Origin of the sequence: Microlunatus parietis (assembly GCF_013407955.1) — a bacterium.
Classification (GTDB): Bacteria; Actinomycetota; Actinomycetes; order Propionibacteriales; family Propionibacteriaceae; genus Microlunatus; species Microlunatus parietis.
This window is the reverse complement of sequence record NZ_JACCBU010000001.1, coordinates 6518285-6533502: the sequence shown is the minus strand read 5'-3', so window position 1 is coordinate 6533502 and position 15218 is coordinate 6518285. Positions and strand designations below refer to the sequence as shown.

The window sequence follows — 15218 nt, the reverse complement described above, 5'->3', positions numbered from 1 at the left end:
CGGTCACCGGTCCGGCGCGACCGTCGCGGCGCCGAGCAGGAGTTCCGCCTCGTCGCAGAGCCAGCCGAGGTCGGCCTCGACGCTGCGCCGTTTGATCATGATCCGGCGAGCCCGGCCACCGGTCGCAGCCGTGGTCACCGGAGGCGGCAACCGGACCAGCTGCCAGGCGAGCGACTTGATCAACAAGCGGTACCGGAAGCCGAACCCGAGTTGATCGGGGTCGACCGGGCCCGCCGCAGCTTCGACACCGCACCGGTACTGCTCCAGACAGTCGGCCAGCGACAACCGACGGTGCCGGATCGACGGATTCGGCACGGCCAGCAGCACGCCGAGGTCGCTGCCGACCGGCCCCCGGTGACAGGACCCGAGGTCGAACATGATCAACACGTCACCGCGGACGGTCACGTTGGACCGGGTCGGGTCACCGTGGCACAGCGTCGACGGCAGGGCCAGGAAGCGTTCCCGGAGCTCGATCCGGCGCGCCGCCAGCCGGTCCAGGGTCTGTTCCAGCCGGTCGGCGATCTCCGGCGCCACCGTACCCCGAACCGTACGGCCGAGGTCGCGCAGTTCCTCCAGCCGCCGGTACGGTTCCGCCCGGTCGGTCAGCCAGGGCAGTGAGCCGAGCACCGGATCACCCAGCCGGGCCCCACCGAACTCACCGAGCGCCCGCGCCGCCGTCAAGATCAACTCCGGCTCCTCGAGTCGCTCGATCGAGCCGAGGTCCTCCAGGAACAGGTGCCAGCGCGGCACCGCCCCGGGCACCGCTTCCCGTTCGGCGTGGTGCAGCCGCGGCACTCGCCAGGTCCGCCCGCCCGACCAGAGTCCGGACCGGTAGCTGCTCACTTCGCGCGGCCGGTCGCCGACCAGCGTCTTTCTGATCATGGTCCCGCCGCCCGGCAGCCGATACCGCACCACCGCCTCCACGTCCGCCCCGCGGCCCGCGAGCCCGGTGACCGGAACCGGTGTCCGACCTCGCCGGCCCGGTCCGGCCGCCGCTGCGGCTCGGCGCAGGACTGGTGCGGAGATCGTGCCGGAATAGCCGGCCAGCAGCCGGTGCAGCCGTCGCAGGTCGACCGGATCGGCGCCGGTCCGACCCGCGAGCCGGATCAGGGCCCGCGCTTGCCGGGTCCGCCCGGCCGCCGCCAGCTCCCGGATCGCGGGGAAGATCAACTCCGGCGCCGGGCGGTCCCGGCGCAGCCGGCGTACCGTCTGGTTGGCCGCCGTCCAGGCACGCAGCCGCCGAACCGCCGGCAGCCGCCGAATCCACCGCAGCCGACGGAAGGCACGCAGCGACAGGACCGGGTGGAGGGTGCGGCACAGCACCGGGTTGAGCATGAGCCGGAGTGTTGCGACGCCCGATGAGACGCCGATGAGTCCCGGATGAGGCGCCCCTCATGATCAACACCGGCCGTGATCACCCGGATCTGGAACGCAACGTGGCGATCAGCAGCACCACGGTGCCGGACAACAGGAACAGCGTGCCGACCAGCACCAGCCCGGCGCCGCCCAGCGCCAGCAGAGTGGACAGGTAGTTGATCTGCAACGCCTGGCCGAGCAGGAAGCCGGCGACACCGAGCCCGAGGAACACTGCCGCCGTGATCAGGTACGGCCGGGCCAGACGCAGCGGGGAGACGGAGTCGGCCATGGGCCGCACGATAGGTCACCCGGCGGTCACCGCGCCACGCCGCCGAGCGCAGGCTCCTCCGGACGGCAGGACGACCGGCGGCTGTGGTTCCGGTAGCTCCGAGCCCGAGGCGCAGTCCCGGCTGGCTCGGCTCGCGTCCGTACGGTCTGATCGATCCCATGATCATCAACGGGTCGCGGACAGCGTTGCTCCGGCAGGTGGTTGACACGGGGCTCTGACCTCGATCATGATCGTCAGTGGCGTCGACCAAACGCCCAGCCTGCGAGGACCCGCCCCAGCCGGGACCTCGGAATGGCGAAGGGGAAACTGCCCTCACGGTCACCATCGTCCAGGCCTGTTCGAGTGTCACGTTGCTGGGGAGCGGCGACACGTCGAGGAGGCTTGTCATGACCAAGCAGAGCAGTTTCAAGCGCGCGGTACGTGAGCGAGCCCGCGCAACCGGGCAGCGTTACACCCAGGCGCGGGCCGATCTGGAGTTGGCGAACCGGCAGGAATTCGTCCACTCCCGGCCGTACGAGCAGGCGACGCTGAAGGCCCATCTCGAAGCGCATTACGGGATCCGGATCGACTCGATCCTGCCGATCGACGACGATCCCGCCACCCGGCCCCGAGACTCCTGGCCCGGTCACTACGCGTCGACGCTGGTCGTCAAGCACACCGACGGCGGGCGGTGGATCGCGCGGGTCTTCTCGTCCTCGGCCGACCGGGTCAGCCGAGTCCAGGGTGACGCCGAGATCCTGCGGTTCCTCGCGCTACACGACTTCCCCGCGGAGCGGATCGCTGACGACGATCCGGTCACCGTCCTCGACGGCAAGGGGATCATCGTCACCCGGTTCATCGACGGCGGGCGCCCGAGTGGCGGGCCGGAACTCTGGTACGAACTCGCCGGCCTGCTGGGCCGGCTGCACACGCTGCCGCCCGGCGACGGCGCCGTGGCCAGAGACGGCGGCGCCGAAGAGACCGACGGCGGCTTCCACGTCGGACGGCCGAAGGAGGACCTGACCGCCGCGATGAGCTTCCTGGTCAGCGTCGAGGACAAGGTCGACGACGCGGCGCGCGAGAAGTTCGACTGGCTGCGCGATCAGGTCGAGACCGCCGACGACGCCGAGGGCCTGCCGGAGGCGCTGACGCACGGCAACTACCATCCCTGGGCCGCCGTCGGCACGCCCGGCGACCTGGCGATCGTCGGCTGGGCCGGCTCCGGGCGCGGGCCCCGATTGCCCGCGTTGGCCTGGCTCCTGCGCACCGCGGCCGAGCGCAACGGCACCGCGAACGTCGCCGCGGTCTCGCGCGGCTATGCCGAGCACGTCCGGCTCACCGACGAGGAACTCGACCGGCTCCCGTCCATCCTCAATCTGCGCGCCTTGTGGCTGGAGTGTCTCGGCTTCCGGATGACCGTCAACAGCGGCGGCACACCCGAGCTGAACGAAGGCTGGCTGCAGCCCGCCAGCCACGAACACACCGAACGGCTCGCGGCCCAAGCCGCCGAAGCCCTGCGCCCCTAGCCGGACGCGCATCGTGCCGAGTGGACGCCGAGGGCAGATCCCGGGCGGCCGCGGCCCTTCGGGTCCGCTCGGCACGGGCCGACAGCGGCGCACGCGTTCGGGATCACCGGGACACGACGGCGCCGAGCTCACCGGCAGCCGTGATCGCGATCGAGCCCCGTTCGCTGGTGGCCAGAACGGTCATGCCCAGCGACTCCAGCAGGGCGACGGTACGTGGAGCGGGATGCCCGTAGTCGTTGTCCCTGCCGGCGCTGGCCACGGCGACCCGGGCCCGGGTCGCGGCCAGGAAGTCCCGGTCCTGCCGCGACGAGCCGTGGTGTGGCACCTTCACCACGTCCACCGTCAGGTCCACGCCGGAGGTCAGAATGGCCCGCTGACCGTTCGGTTCAAGATCACCGGTGAACAGGATCCGCAACCCGCGGTCCCGGCCGGGTGACGGCGCCAGAGTGGCGATCAGGGCGAGGCTGGCGTCGTTCTCGGCCGAGGACTCGCCCTCGTCGTCGCCCGGGAACGGCGGGGGTACGGCGACCGGGCCGATCACCTGCCAGGCGGTGCCACCCACCGCGACCCGCTCCCCCACTCGCGGAGTCCGCACTCGTACCCCGTGATCAGCCGCAAGCCGTTGCACGGCGACGGCCTGGGCCGCCGGGGCGGGCAGCGGTCCCACCCACAGCTCGCCCACCGGGCGGCCGTCGAACACCCCGGCCAACCCGTCCACGTGATCGGCGTGGAAGTGGGACAAGATCAACAACGGCACGCCCCGGATGCCGAGTTGATCAAGGCAGCCGTCGATCAGCCGCGGGTCCGGCCCGGCGTCGACCACCACCGCCTGATCGCCGCCGACCGGGACCACCAGCCCGTCACCCTGGCCGACGTCGCAGGCCACCAGCGCGGCGGCGGCGGGCGGCCAGCCCGGCTGGACCGGCGGCCGGAGGAAGCCCACCGCCATGATCAGTGCGACCGGCAGGGCGAGCCAGCGCCGGGCCAGCACGTGCGGCATCAGCCAGGCGGCGGCGAGCCCGGCCCCGGCCAGCAGCGCCAGCGCCGCCGGATGTCCGGGCCACGGCCAGGCGGCGCCGGGAAAGGCGGCACCCCAATGCGCGACCCACAGGATCGGCTGGGCCGACCAGGCCGCACCGAATCCGGCCACGACCGCGGCCCACGGGTGCAGCAGCGACAACCCGGCCGCCGCGAAGCCGAAGACGGTCGCCGGGCCGACGAACGGCCCGGCCAGCGCGTTCGCGACGATCCCGACCACGCTCACCGTGCCGGACAGCGCGGTCACCACCGGCAGTGTGGCCAGGTGCGCCGCCAACGGCACCGTGATCGACTCGGCGATGATCTTGGGCAGCCACCGGTGCAGGACCGCCGCCCAGCGCGACGCCCACGCGATGATGCCACCGCTCGCCAGCACCGAGAGGGCGAATCCCGCCGACCGGCCCAGATACGGATCGATCAAGATCAGCACGACGACCGCGACCCCGAGGTTCCGCAGCCCCTTCAGCCGCGAGCCGCCGCCCAGCGCGGCGAGCGCCACCAATCCCATGGCCGCCGCCCTGAGCACGCTCGGCTCGGTCCGGCACAGCGCCACGAAGATGATCACGCCGAGCAGCCCGACGCCGCGCAACCACCAGCCGCGGACACCGCACCACCGGGCCAGCAACAGCAGGAATGCGAGCAGCAAGGTCAGGTTGGCCCCCGACACCGCCGTCAGGTGGGTCAGCCCGGTCCGGACGAAGTCCTCCTCGAGTTCCGGGGTGATGCCCGACGTGTCGCCGAGCACCAGCGCCGGCACCAGCGCCCGCTGTTCGGCCGTCCGGTCCTCGACCGCGGCCCGCAACCCGGCCCGGACCCGCTCGACCAGGGCCAGCCCGGCGTCCGGGCCCGCGGTCACCGTCACGCCGCCGCGGACCCTCGCGATCGCGGCAAGATCATCACCGGCGTCCGGTGCCCGCAGCCGCGCGTCCACTCGGAGCGCCGTACCCACCGGGAGCCGCTCGAGCGTGGCCAGCGCCGGTCCGCTCGCGATCAGCAGCACGGGCGCGGCGACTCGCCAGTGATCACCCCGGCCGGCGACGGTGACCGTGTCCACCCGCACCGACAGGTAGTCGCCGCCCGGACCGGCGTCGCCCCGCCTCGGATCGGCGACGGTACGGACCTCGAGGGCCACCACCGCCTCCGCCGCGGCCAGCTCCGCCACCGGACCCGACCGCAGCCGATGATCATGAAGCGCACCGGCCGCGGTGATCGCGATGATCACCAGCCCGGCCGCGACCGGCAACAGCAACCGCCGGGCGGCGCCCGAGATCACCAGCAGCAACCCCACCGCGGCGGCGACCGCCACGACGACCGGCTGTCCCGCGGTCCCGGCCACGGACGCCGCCCAGGCCGCAATCGCGATCGGCACCATCCGCAGGTCGCCGAGCCGCCCCTGATCCTCCCGTTCCGCCTCGGCACCCGGGTCGGGCACCCGGGGCCGGTGCCGGTCAGACACGGACGTGCGGCGCGAGCTGCGCGAACGTCTTGGGTCCGATCCCGTCGACCTCCTGCAGTTCCTCCACCCGGCTGAACCGGCCATGCTGTTCCCGCCAGGCGATGATCTTGCCCGCCGTCACCGGCCCGACGCCCGGCAGTGCCTCCAGTTGCGACTGGGTCGCCGTGTTGAGGTCGACCTGCCCGCCACCGCCGGCCGGGTCGCCGCCGCCGGTGTTCGTACCGCCGCCGTCACGCACCTCGCCGGCCGGATCCGCCCTGGTCCCGATCACCACCTGCTGGCCGTCGGCGAGCACCTGGGCCAGGTTGAGTCGGTCCGGGTCGGCCTCCCGGGTCAGTCCTCCGGCCCGTTCGATCGCGTCGGCGACCCGCGATCGCTCGGGCAGCGTGACCAGGCCGGGTCTTCGGACCGCCCCGACGACGTGCACCATGATCACCGCCGGCGTCGCTCCTGGCGTCGCCGGCGGTCCGGTCGACGGCTCGGGCGGCTGGGACTCCGGCTGGACCTGCGGCACCGGGGTCGCCAGGCTGACCGGCTGCGCACGCAGCACCGCCCAGCCCGCGACCGCCAGCCCGAGCACGGCCACGACCGCGATCACGGCCAGGTGCGCTGGCCCGAACCTGCCGAACCCGCGCGGCCGGATCGGCAGCCGGTCAACGGCGTCCGGGCCGAGGTCGTCGTCCTCCCCGTACTCCTCGACATCGTCGGCCGGCTCCGGTCGCGGCGCCTGCTCGGCGAGCATCCGGGCGATCCGCTCCCGGACCCGATGCGCCAGGTCGGGCTCCGCCCCTTCCGTCACTTTCATGCCCGGGAGGTTAAGCAGCATCGCCCGCATCAGCCGGCGCGCAGAAAATCTGTGGATGACGAAGATTTCAGGTCGCCCGCTGTGGACAACCCGCGGCCGCGAACCCGCAACGTCGATCAAGTCTCGGATCAGGGCAGACCAGAGAATGGGGACATGACGGACGGACCGAGCGATACCTTCGCCGCCTTCGTCGACGCGCTGTCGGACGCGCTCGACGACCATGCCGTCACGGCAGCCGACCTGGCCGCACGGGTGCGGCTGTCCCGGTTCCACTTCGATCGAGTGATCGCCAGCACCGCGGGCGAGCCGCCCGCCCGGTTCCGCCGCCGCGTGCTCCTGGAGCGGGCGGCGTTCCGGCTCGTCACGAGCGACGCAACCATCCTCGACATCGCGGTCGAGGCCGGCTACTCCTCGCACGAGGCCTTCACCCGAGCGTTCGCCCGCGCCTACGGGGTATCCCCGAAGCGTTGGCGTCGCGAACCCAGCCGCTTCGCGATCGCATCGCCGAACGGCGTCCATTTCCATCCCCCCGGCAGCCTGCGGTTGCCGGGCCGAGAGAAGGTGCGCTCCATGGACCTCCTAGTCCGGATGGTCGAACATCACGTCTGGCTCGTCGGCCAGATGCTGGACCGGGCCGGCCGGCTCACCGCCGACCAACTCGACACCCCGGTCGAGATCTCGGTCGAGGGCATCGACGACGACCCGACCCTGCGATCCCTGCTGTCCCGGCTCGTCGGCCAGCTCGACATGTGGAGCTCGGCGATCGAGAACCGGGAGTACGACTTCTCCGTCGAGCGCGGCGAGAGCGTGCAGCACATGCAGCGGCGGCTGGCCGAGGTCGGGCCGAGCTTCATCGCCGAGGTACGAGACGCCTGCGAAGCGGGCCGGCTCGGCGACGCCCTCCTGTGCCCCGGCGGTGACGGGGTCGAGATCTACACGTTCGGCGGCATGATCGCGCACGTCCTGACCTTCGCCGCCCATCGCCGCACGCTCGTCGCGGGCGCCTTGGCCGACGCCGGGTTCGACGACCTCGACTCCGGCGACCCGATCCACTGGGTTGCCGAGTCCGCCGGCTGACGAAGGAGGCCAACATGACCAACCCGGCAGGTCATCTGGTGGCCGTCAACGTCGTGCACGAGATCCGCCCCGGGCCGACCCGGGAGACCGCCATCGACAAGCGTCCGGTCGCCGGACGGGTCACGGTCAGTCAGCTCGGGCTGGACGGCGACCGGCAGTGCGACACGCGTCACCACGGCGGGCCCGACAAGGCGCTGTACGCCTACGCGCACGAGGACGCAGCCTGGTGGGCGACCGTGCTGGGCCGAAACATACCGCCCGGCCTGTTCGGGGAGAACCTCAGGACAGCGGGACTCGACGTCACGCACGCCAAGATCGGCGAATGCTGGCGGATCGGGGACCCGGGACGCGGCGTCCTAGTCGAGGTACGGATGCCGCGTACCCCGTGCGAGAACCTCTCGGCCCGGATGGGCGATCCGCAGTTCCACAAGCGGTTCGCGGCCACCCGCCGGGTCGGGGCGTACCTGATGGTGCTCGAGACCGGTTCGATCCAGGAGGGCGACGCCATCGTGATCATGGAGCGGCCCGATCACGATCTCACCATCGGCGACTACCTCAGCCGGCCCGACGCGGCTCAACTGCGGCGGCTCCTCGACTCGGGCGTCGACCTCGCCGAGACCGTACGCCGGCGGGCCCGCCGGATCGTCGCTCGCGCAGCCTCGCCGCGCTGACGGCCGGAAACGTACGTGCCCGAGCGACGGGTCAGCCGCTCCGCGTGGCGCGGCGCGTGGTGTAGATGTCGACGACGGTCTTGATCACGACGAGGATCAAGATCACCTCGACCCCGTCGGTCCGGAACCGGTGCGGCAGCAACGCGAAGATCGGGTCGAGCACCCGCAACACGGCCGCGGGCAGGCCGTCCCCGCCACCGAGCGTGAACCAGAACGCGAACAGCACCGCGAGGTGCAGCACGATGATCCTCGGGTACGGCTGCAGCATGGCCTGCTGCGGCGACACGACGGTCCGCAAACCGGTCGGACCGAACCACGTCGACAGCAGTTCGACCAGGTAGCGGACCGCGACGACGATCACCGGGAACCCGAGCCACAGGAAGGTCGGCTCGACCCCGAGCTTGATCGTCACGATCAGCGTGAACACGCCGTGCACCAGGCAGAAGATGCCGTAGTGCAAGGTGAAGAACAGCCCGTAGCGGCCCGGAGTGCCCCGGACCGGACGGCCGTTCACGGTCAGTCGGGAACCATCGGTCGCCGTGCCGCGGGCCGAGACGACCCGGACCAGGCTGATCATGCCGATGATCACGTTCTCGATCCAGAACAACAACATCACGTTGCCGGCCGGCCAGCCCCAGGCCATCACTCCGACCAGGGTCAGCACGTTCATCGTGACCGAGAAGCCGATCGCGATGATCGAACCGGTGATGCCGTCGTCCGGATCTGCCTCGGGTGCGGATCCTTGCTCCGTCCGCACCATGGTGGATGGGCGCGATTGCTGAAGAGACACCAGGCGACCCCCTCTGCTCGTCCAGTGACTGCGGATGTACCACTCCAGCCAGCAGCATTATGGCGGACGTCATGATCATCCGGCGGCACCGGGTCAGTCGGGCGAGACGACGACCCCGAGCGTACGGGGTCCCGTGTGCACCCCCAGCACGGCGCTGACCGGGGTGATCACCAGATCCATCGGCCCCTCGGCCCGCCGCTGCAATCGGATGGCGAGCTCCTCGGCCGGCGCCGGATCGTCCAGGTAGTGCACCGCGAGGCCGACCCCGCGGCCGGCCGCGTGGGCGGCGAGCATCGCGTCGGCGGCGAGTTCCTCCAGCCGGAGCCGGGCCCGGTTCGCAGTACGGACTCGCTCCCGCGGCCGGATCTCGCCGGCAGTGATCGTCAGCAGCGGCTTGACCGAGAGCGCCGAGCCGACCAGCGCGGCGGCGGCGCCGATCCGGCCGCCCCGGCGCAGGTGCTCCAGGTCGTCGACCACGAAGTACGTCCGCGCGGCGGCGGCCCGCTCGATCGCGACGGCCGCGACCCGGTCCGCGTCGGCGCCCTCGGCAGCACACCGGCCGGCGGACACGGCGGCGAAGCCGAGCGCCATCGCCAGCGTGCCGGAGTCGATCACCCGGGTCGGCACCGGCGCGGTCCGGGCCGCGACGGTCGCCGCGTCGTAGGTGCCGGACATCCGGGCGCTCATGGTCAGCACGACGATCGCGGTCGCCCCGGCCTCGGCGGCGGAGCGGTAGGCCGCCGCGTACTCGTCGATGGACGGGCGGGAGGTGCTGACCCTCCGGCCGGCCCGGATCGCCTCCGCGACCGCGCCCGCGGTGGCGCCGGTCGAGCCCTCGGGCCGGCTGACGCCGGCGATGACGACCTGGAGCGGAACCACCCGCAGCCCGGCAGCGGCGACCCGGTCCGGCGGCAGGGACGCGGTGGAGTCGGTGATCACCGCGACGTCGGCCATTGCGAAAGAGTAGTGGAGTGTCGCCACGCCGGTGCCCGCGCGAATCGCCGCCCCGCTCACACCCCGATCGGGCTTCGGATGGCAGCATGGTGCTGAGTCTGCGGAATCGCTCAGGTGACTTGGCCCATGACGTACTGTGACAGCGTCGTAGGGTGGCAGGCCTGGGCGCCCAGCCGCCGATTCCGAGTGACGGTCGAACGGGAGGGGGTTGAGCCGTGGCGAAGTACAAGCCGCGCCGTGCCCTGATCGAGGACGACAACCACGAAGATGCCCCGACGCTCGCCGACCTGAAACGGGAACCCGCCGGCCCGCAGCGCACCCCCACCCCGCCGACGCCGGCCCCATCGAGCCCGAACGCCTCGACTCCGAACGCCTCGACCCAGAACCCCGCGACCGCAGCCGACACGGCCCCAAGCGACGCAGCCCCGGACGACACGGTCGTGATCGACCCGGCGAAGCCGCCGGCCGGCCCGGCCGCGAGCGCGCCCGATCGGACCGCCGAGACCCTCGAGTCGCAGTACCGGAGTGCCGCGGATGCGCTGTACCGCCGTCCGGAGGAGCCGACGGCGGTCGAGCGGACCGCCGAGACCCAGCTGCTGGCCCCCACCCTGCGCCGCACCGGGGACCGCGCCCGGAGCCGGCAGGTGATCAAGGACGACGCCGACTTCGACGAGCCCGAGGAGTCTCCCGCCGATCGAGCGTCGCGCCGGGTCTGGCGAATCGGCCGGCGGACCATCGTCCTGGTCACCATCCTCACGGTCCTCGTCGTCGCGGCGCTCGGGACGCTGGCGTACCTGATCTTCCGGGACGCCCGCTCGCTGCCGCTGACGATCGGGCTCGGCGCACTCGCCCTGCTGTTGTTGATCTACGTCTGGCGGATGGTCTGGCATCCGCGGCTCGTCGCCACCGGCAGCAAGCTGACCGTCTACAACCCGCTCAGTAAGCGGGTGATCCCGTGGTCCGACGTGACCCTGGTGCAGCCCGGCCCGAACGGCATGATCATCGGGACCGACCGGGACCAGGTCGAGGCCTGGTGCGTCCAGAAGGGCCGCTCGGCGCTGAAGCGCGGGCATCACACCCGGGCCGACCGGATCGCGGCCGAGCTGTGGCGGATCTGGGATTCGGCCGCTCCGGCGCTGACCGACGAGCAGGGCAGCTGGCGGATCCGCCGCGCCCGGCCCGACGAAGCCCAGCTGCTGACCCGGCTGGAGCGGGCCGCGAGCGAGCACGCGCTCGGGCACATCTTCCCGCCCAATCGCTTCCCGTACCCGGTGGCCGACGTGGCCCGGCGCTGGCAGCGGACCCTGGCCGAGCGCCAGGTCCGGGTCCGGATCCTCGAGGTCGGCGAGACCCCGGCCGCCTTCATCGCGTACGACCACGAGACGGTACGCCATCTCGGCGTGCTGCCCCGGCACACCCGCAAGGGGTTCGGCACCGCCCTGCTCTCGACCGCCGAGGAGGACGTGTTCTCCTCCGGCGGCGCTCAGGTGCAGCTGTGGGTGCTCACCGAGAACCGGGCCGCCCGGGCGTTCTACCGGGCCCACGGCTGGACCGAGACCGAGGACCGGCGGCGCAGCGAGTTCCCGCCCAAGCCCGACGAACTGCGGATGATCAAGGTGCACCGCCGCGGCGAGCGGAGCCGAACGGAGTGAGCTCGTCCGACTACCGGGCCGGCGCCGGCCCGGCCTGGGACTCCGTGCGCCCGGCTCGCCGTTCCCAGGTGGTCCTGGTGATCTTCGCGCTGCTGTTCGCGTTGCCGGCGGCCGTCTTCACCGTGCTCCGGTTCTGGCAGCCCGCCGGGCAGAGCGCCGAACTGCTGTCCGCCTTCATCGGGTACGCGATCATCGGCTACCTGGTCTCGCTGCTGCTCTTGGTGATCGCCTTGATCAGGGCCCGTAAACGCGCCGTGGTCGCGGTGATCACGATCATCGTCGCGGCCCTGGTCTGCCTGCACGGCTCCTGGATCGGACCGCTGTTCGTCCCGGACGGCCGGGCCGCGACGACCCCGGCCTTCCGCGTCCTCAGTCTCAACATGCTGCACGGCGGTGCCGATCCGGAGCGGGTCGCCGAGTTGGCCCGGTACGCCGACGTGGTGGTGCTGCTGGAGGTCGAGCCGGACACCCGCGCGGCGCTGGACCGCTACGGCTGGTCGGAGCGCTTCCCGCACGCGCTGGGCGCCGACGACCGCGGCGTCAACGGGTCGTCGGTCTACTCGCGCTTTCCGTTGAGCGATTCGGAACTGCTGCCGCAGACGACGTTCCAGCAGTGGATCACGACCGTCGAGGTGCCGGACGTCGGGCCGGTCCGGCTGATGGGCGTGCATCCGTGCAACCCGTACTGCGGCAGCAGGACCTACGTCTCCGAGCACCGGTTGATCCGCCGGATCGCTGCCGAGCAGCCGAAGGACCGGCCGTTGATCATCGCCGGCGACTTCAACGCGGTCGATGATCACGGTGCGATGCAGAACCTGCGGGCGGACGGGCTGCGCAGCGCCACCGACGTCGCCGGAGCCGGCTGGCTGCCCACCTTCCCGGCGAACCGGCGCTTCCCGCCGCTGATCCCGATCGACCACGTCATGATCAACGACCGGCTGACCGCCACCGAGGTCCGTACCGTCGAGGTGGCCGGCACCGATCACCTCGGCATCGTGGCCACCCTCGCCGGTACCACCTGACCCACCTCACCAGGTTTCCTGGCGCAATACCAGAGAAGTTTCTCGGGTAAGGCGCCAGTTTTTCACGTAACGTGAAAAACTGGCAGACGCGATTCAGGCGGGGACGATCGAGACCAGCTTCGGGGCGCGGATGATGATCTTGGCGATCTCGCGGCCGTCCAGGGCGCGCTGCACCGATTCCTCGGCCAGGGCCAGCTCGCGCAGCTCGTCCTCGCCGATCGTCGGCGAGACCTCCAGCCGGCCGCGGACCTTGCCCTTGACCTGGATCACGCAGGTGACCGACTCGATGGTCAGCAGCGACTCGTCGACCGTGGGCCAGCCGGCGTTGGCGATCGACGGCGGCTTCCCCAGCTGCTCCCACATCTCCTCGGCCACATAGGGCGAGACCAGGCTCAGCGCAATCGCCACGAACTCACAGGCCTCGCGGACCGCGGGGTCGGCCGGGCCGGCGCCGGTGTCGATCACCTTGCGGGTCGCGTTGACCAGCTCCATGATCCGGGCCACCGCGACGTTGAACCGCTGCGTCTCGATGCACTGGGTGATGTCGGCCAGGGTCCGGTGCGCGGTCGACCGCAGGGTCGCGTCGCCGCCGGCCGGGTCGACACCGGGCTCGCTGGTGACGTCCGCGGCCAGCCGGTAGGCCCGCTGCAGGAACTTCACCGAGCCGCTCGGCGACAGGTCGGCCCAGTCGATGTCCTCCTCCGGCGGGCCGGCGAAGATCATCGTCAGCCGGACCGCGTCGACGCCGAAGTTCTCGATCTGCTCGCCCAGGTCGACACCGTTGCCCAGCGACTTGCTCATCGACTTGCCCTGGTTGATCACCTGGCCCTGGTTCAGCAGCCGGCGCATCGGCTCGGTGAAGTCGACCAGGCCCATGTCGTACAGCGCCTTGGTGAAGAACCGCATGTACAGCAGGTGCAGGATCGCGTGCTCGACGCCGCCGACGTACTGCGCGACCGGCATCCAGCGCCGGACGTCCTCGGGGTCGAACGGGCCACCCTCGAAGCCCGGCGAGCAGTACCGGAAGAAGTACCAGGACGAGTCGACGAACGTGTCCATCGTGTCGGTGTCCCGGGTCGCCGGGCCACCGCAGGTCGGGCAGTCCACGTTCACCCAGTCGGTCGCCGCCGCCAGCGGCGACGTGCCCTTGGGGTTGAGATCCGTGCCCGTCAGGTACGGCAGCTCCACCGGCAGCTGATCATCGGGCACGGGCACCTCCCCGCACGCCTCGCAGTGGATGATCGGGATCGGGGCGCCCCAGAACCGCTGCCGGCTCAGCAGCCAGTCCCGCAGCCGGTAGGTCGTCGCGCCCCGGCCGGCGCCCTTCTCCTGGAGCACCTTGATCATCGTCGCGACACCGGTCTCGGTGTCGGAGATCCCTTCCAGGACAGGAGAGTTGACGTACGGACCGTCGGCCTTGGTGGCGATCCCGGAGACGTTCGGGTCCTCCTGGCCGGAGTCGATCACGACCAGGATCGGCAGGCCGTACTTGCGGGCGAAGTCCAGGTCGCGTTGATCATGGGCGGCGGACCCCATCACCGCGCCGGTGCCGTACTCGGCCAGCACGTAGTCGGCCACGAAGACCGGGATCTTCGCGCCGCTGACCGGGTTGATCGCATCGACGCCCAGGTAGACGCCGGTCTTCTCCCGGTCGGTCGACTGCCGCTCGATCTCGGTCTCGGACTTGGTCTTCTCCAGGTACGCCTCGAACTCGGCCCGATGATCATCGGTGACGATCTTCGGGGCCAGTTTGCCGTCCGGCGCGATGACCAGGAAGCTGGCGCCGTACAGGGTGTCCGGCCGGGTGGTGAAGACGGTGATCGGCTCGTCCGAGCCGGGCAGCGCGAAGTCGATGTAGGCGCCCTCGGACCGGCCGATCCAGTTCCGCTGCATGGTCAGCACGCGCTCCGGCCAGCCGGCCTCCAGCTGCTCCATGTCGTCCAGCAGCCGGTCCGCGTACTCGGTGACCTTGAAGAACCACTGGGTCAGCTCGCGCTTGGTGACGGGCGAGCCGCACCGCTCGCACTCGCCGTTGATCACCTGCTCGTTGGCCAGCACGGTCTGGTCCTTCGGGCACCAGTTGACCCAGCTCGCCTTCCGGTACGCCAGCCCGCGCTCCCGGAACCGCAGGAACAGCCACTGGGTCCACCGGTAGTACTCCGGGTCGGAGGTGTGCAGCCGCCGGGACCAGTCCAGGCTCAGCCCGTACCGCTTGAACGAGTTCGCCTGGGTGTCGATGTTGGCGTAGGTCCACTCGGCCGGGTGCGCGTTCCGCTTGATCGCGGCGTTCTCGGCCGGCAGCCCGAACGAGTCCCAGCCGATCGGGTGCATCACGTCATAGCCGCGCAGCTTCAGGAAGCGGGCCCAGACGTCGCCCATCGCGAACGCCTCGGCGTGACCCATGTGCAGGTCGCCGGACGGGTACGGGAACATGTCCAGCACGTAGCGGCGCTCCTTGGAGCCGTCGTCGAGCGGCGTGAACGTCTGGTCGGCCTCCCAGAAGGCGGCCCAGCGCTCCTGGGCCGCGCGCGCGTCATAACGCGCGCCGGTGGCGTCGGCTTCCTCGACCGAGGACTCATTCACGGTACAAACTCCCTTGTGCT

Annotated in this window: 12 protein-coding genes; 5 read left to right on the top strand and 7 right to left on the bottom strand. The window is 71.4% G+C overall.

What is annotated here, in order from left to right:
* Window positions 1-3: 3 nt before the first annotated feature.
* Complete coding sequence (locus tag BKA15_RS31450) at window positions 4-1335, bottom strand: phosphotransferase (RefSeq protein ID WP_179757602.1); 1332 nt, start codon at window positions 1333-1335, stop codon at window positions 4-6.
* 79 nt (window positions 1336-1414) lie between these two features.
* Entirely contained in the window at window positions 1415-1645 is a 231-nt protein-coding gene (locus tag BKA15_RS31445) for a hypothetical protein (RefSeq protein ID WP_179757601.1), read from the bottom strand.
* A 386-nt stretch (window positions 1646-2031) separates the two neighbouring features.
* Here BKA15_RS31445 and BKA15_RS31440 point away from each other — a divergent pair, with 386 nt between their 5' ends.
* Complete coding sequence (locus BKA15_RS31440) at window positions 2032-3150, top strand: phosphotransferase enzyme family protein (RefSeq protein ID WP_179757600.1); 1119 nt, start codon at window positions 2032-2034, stop codon at window positions 3148-3150.
* A 103-nt stretch (window positions 3151-3253) separates the two neighbouring features.
* Here BKA15_RS31440 and BKA15_RS31435 read toward each other — a convergent pair whose 3' ends face one another.
* Window positions 3254-5620, bottom strand: a complete 2367-nt coding sequence (locus tag BKA15_RS31435; protein WP_179757599.1) for a ComEC/Rec2 family competence protein — start codon at window positions 5618-5620, stop codon at window positions 3254-3256.
* Window positions 5621-5636: 16 nt separating this feature from the next.
* The gene (locus tag BKA15_RS31430; RefSeq protein ID WP_179757598.1) at window positions 5637-6449 is read right to left on the bottom strand and encodes a helix-hairpin-helix domain-containing protein; all 813 of its coding nucleotides are present in this window, start codon (window positions 6447-6449) and stop codon (window positions 5637-5639) included.
* A 153-nt stretch (window positions 6450-6602) separates the two neighbouring features.
* Between BKA15_RS31430 and BKA15_RS31425 the strand changes: the two genes are divergently transcribed.
* Window positions 6603-7526, top strand: a complete 924-nt coding sequence (locus tag BKA15_RS31425; protein ID WP_179757597.1) for a helix-turn-helix domain-containing protein — start codon at window positions 6603-6605, stop codon at window positions 7524-7526.
* A 14-nt stretch (window positions 7527-7540) separates the two neighbouring features.
* Window positions 7541-8197, top strand: coding sequence for an MOSC domain-containing protein (locus tag BKA15_RS31420; protein ID WP_179757596.1), 657 nt, complete (start codon window positions 7541-7543; stop codon window positions 8195-8197).
* A gap of 31 nt (window positions 8198-8228) precedes the next feature.
* Here BKA15_RS31420 and BKA15_RS31415 read toward each other — a convergent pair whose 3' ends face one another.
* On the bottom strand, window positions 8229-8987 hold the full coding sequence (locus tag BKA15_RS31415) for a DUF6498-containing protein (protein WP_179757595.1): 759 nt from the start codon (window positions 8985-8987) through the stop codon (window positions 8229-8231).
* 93 nt (window positions 8988-9080) lie between these two features.
* Window positions 9081-9941 carry a DegV family protein gene (locus BKA15_RS31410; RefSeq protein WP_179757594.1) on the bottom strand — a complete coding sequence of 287 codons (861 nt, stop codon included), beginning with the start codon at window positions 9939-9941 and terminating at the stop codon, window positions 9081-9083.
* A 215-nt stretch (window positions 9942-10156) separates the two neighbouring features.
* Here BKA15_RS31410 and BKA15_RS37105 point away from each other — a divergent pair, with 215 nt between their 5' ends.
* Window positions 10157-11593 (top strand): GNAT family N-acetyltransferase, encoded by a 1437-nt coding sequence (locus BKA15_RS37105; RefSeq protein WP_179757593.1) that lies wholly within the window; start codon window positions 10157-10159, stop codon window positions 11591-11593.
* Window positions 11590-12615 carry an endonuclease/exonuclease/phosphatase family protein gene (locus BKA15_RS37100; protein ID WP_179757592.1) on the top strand — a complete coding sequence of 342 codons (1026 nt, stop codon included), beginning with the start codon at window positions 11590-11592 and terminating at the stop codon, window positions 12613-12615. The genes BKA15_RS37105 and BKA15_RS37100 overlap by 4 nt, the downstream gene beginning before the upstream one ends.
* Before the next feature lie 93 nt (window positions 12616-12708).
* Here the strand turns inward: BKA15_RS37100 and leuS are convergent, their stop codons facing one another.
* On the bottom strand, window positions 12709-15198 hold the full coding sequence (gene leuS / locus BKA15_RS31395; RefSeq protein ID WP_179757591.1) for a leucine--tRNA ligase: 2490 nt from the start codon (window positions 15196-15198) through the stop codon (window positions 12709-12711).
* Window positions 15199-15218: the final 20 nt, after the last annotated feature.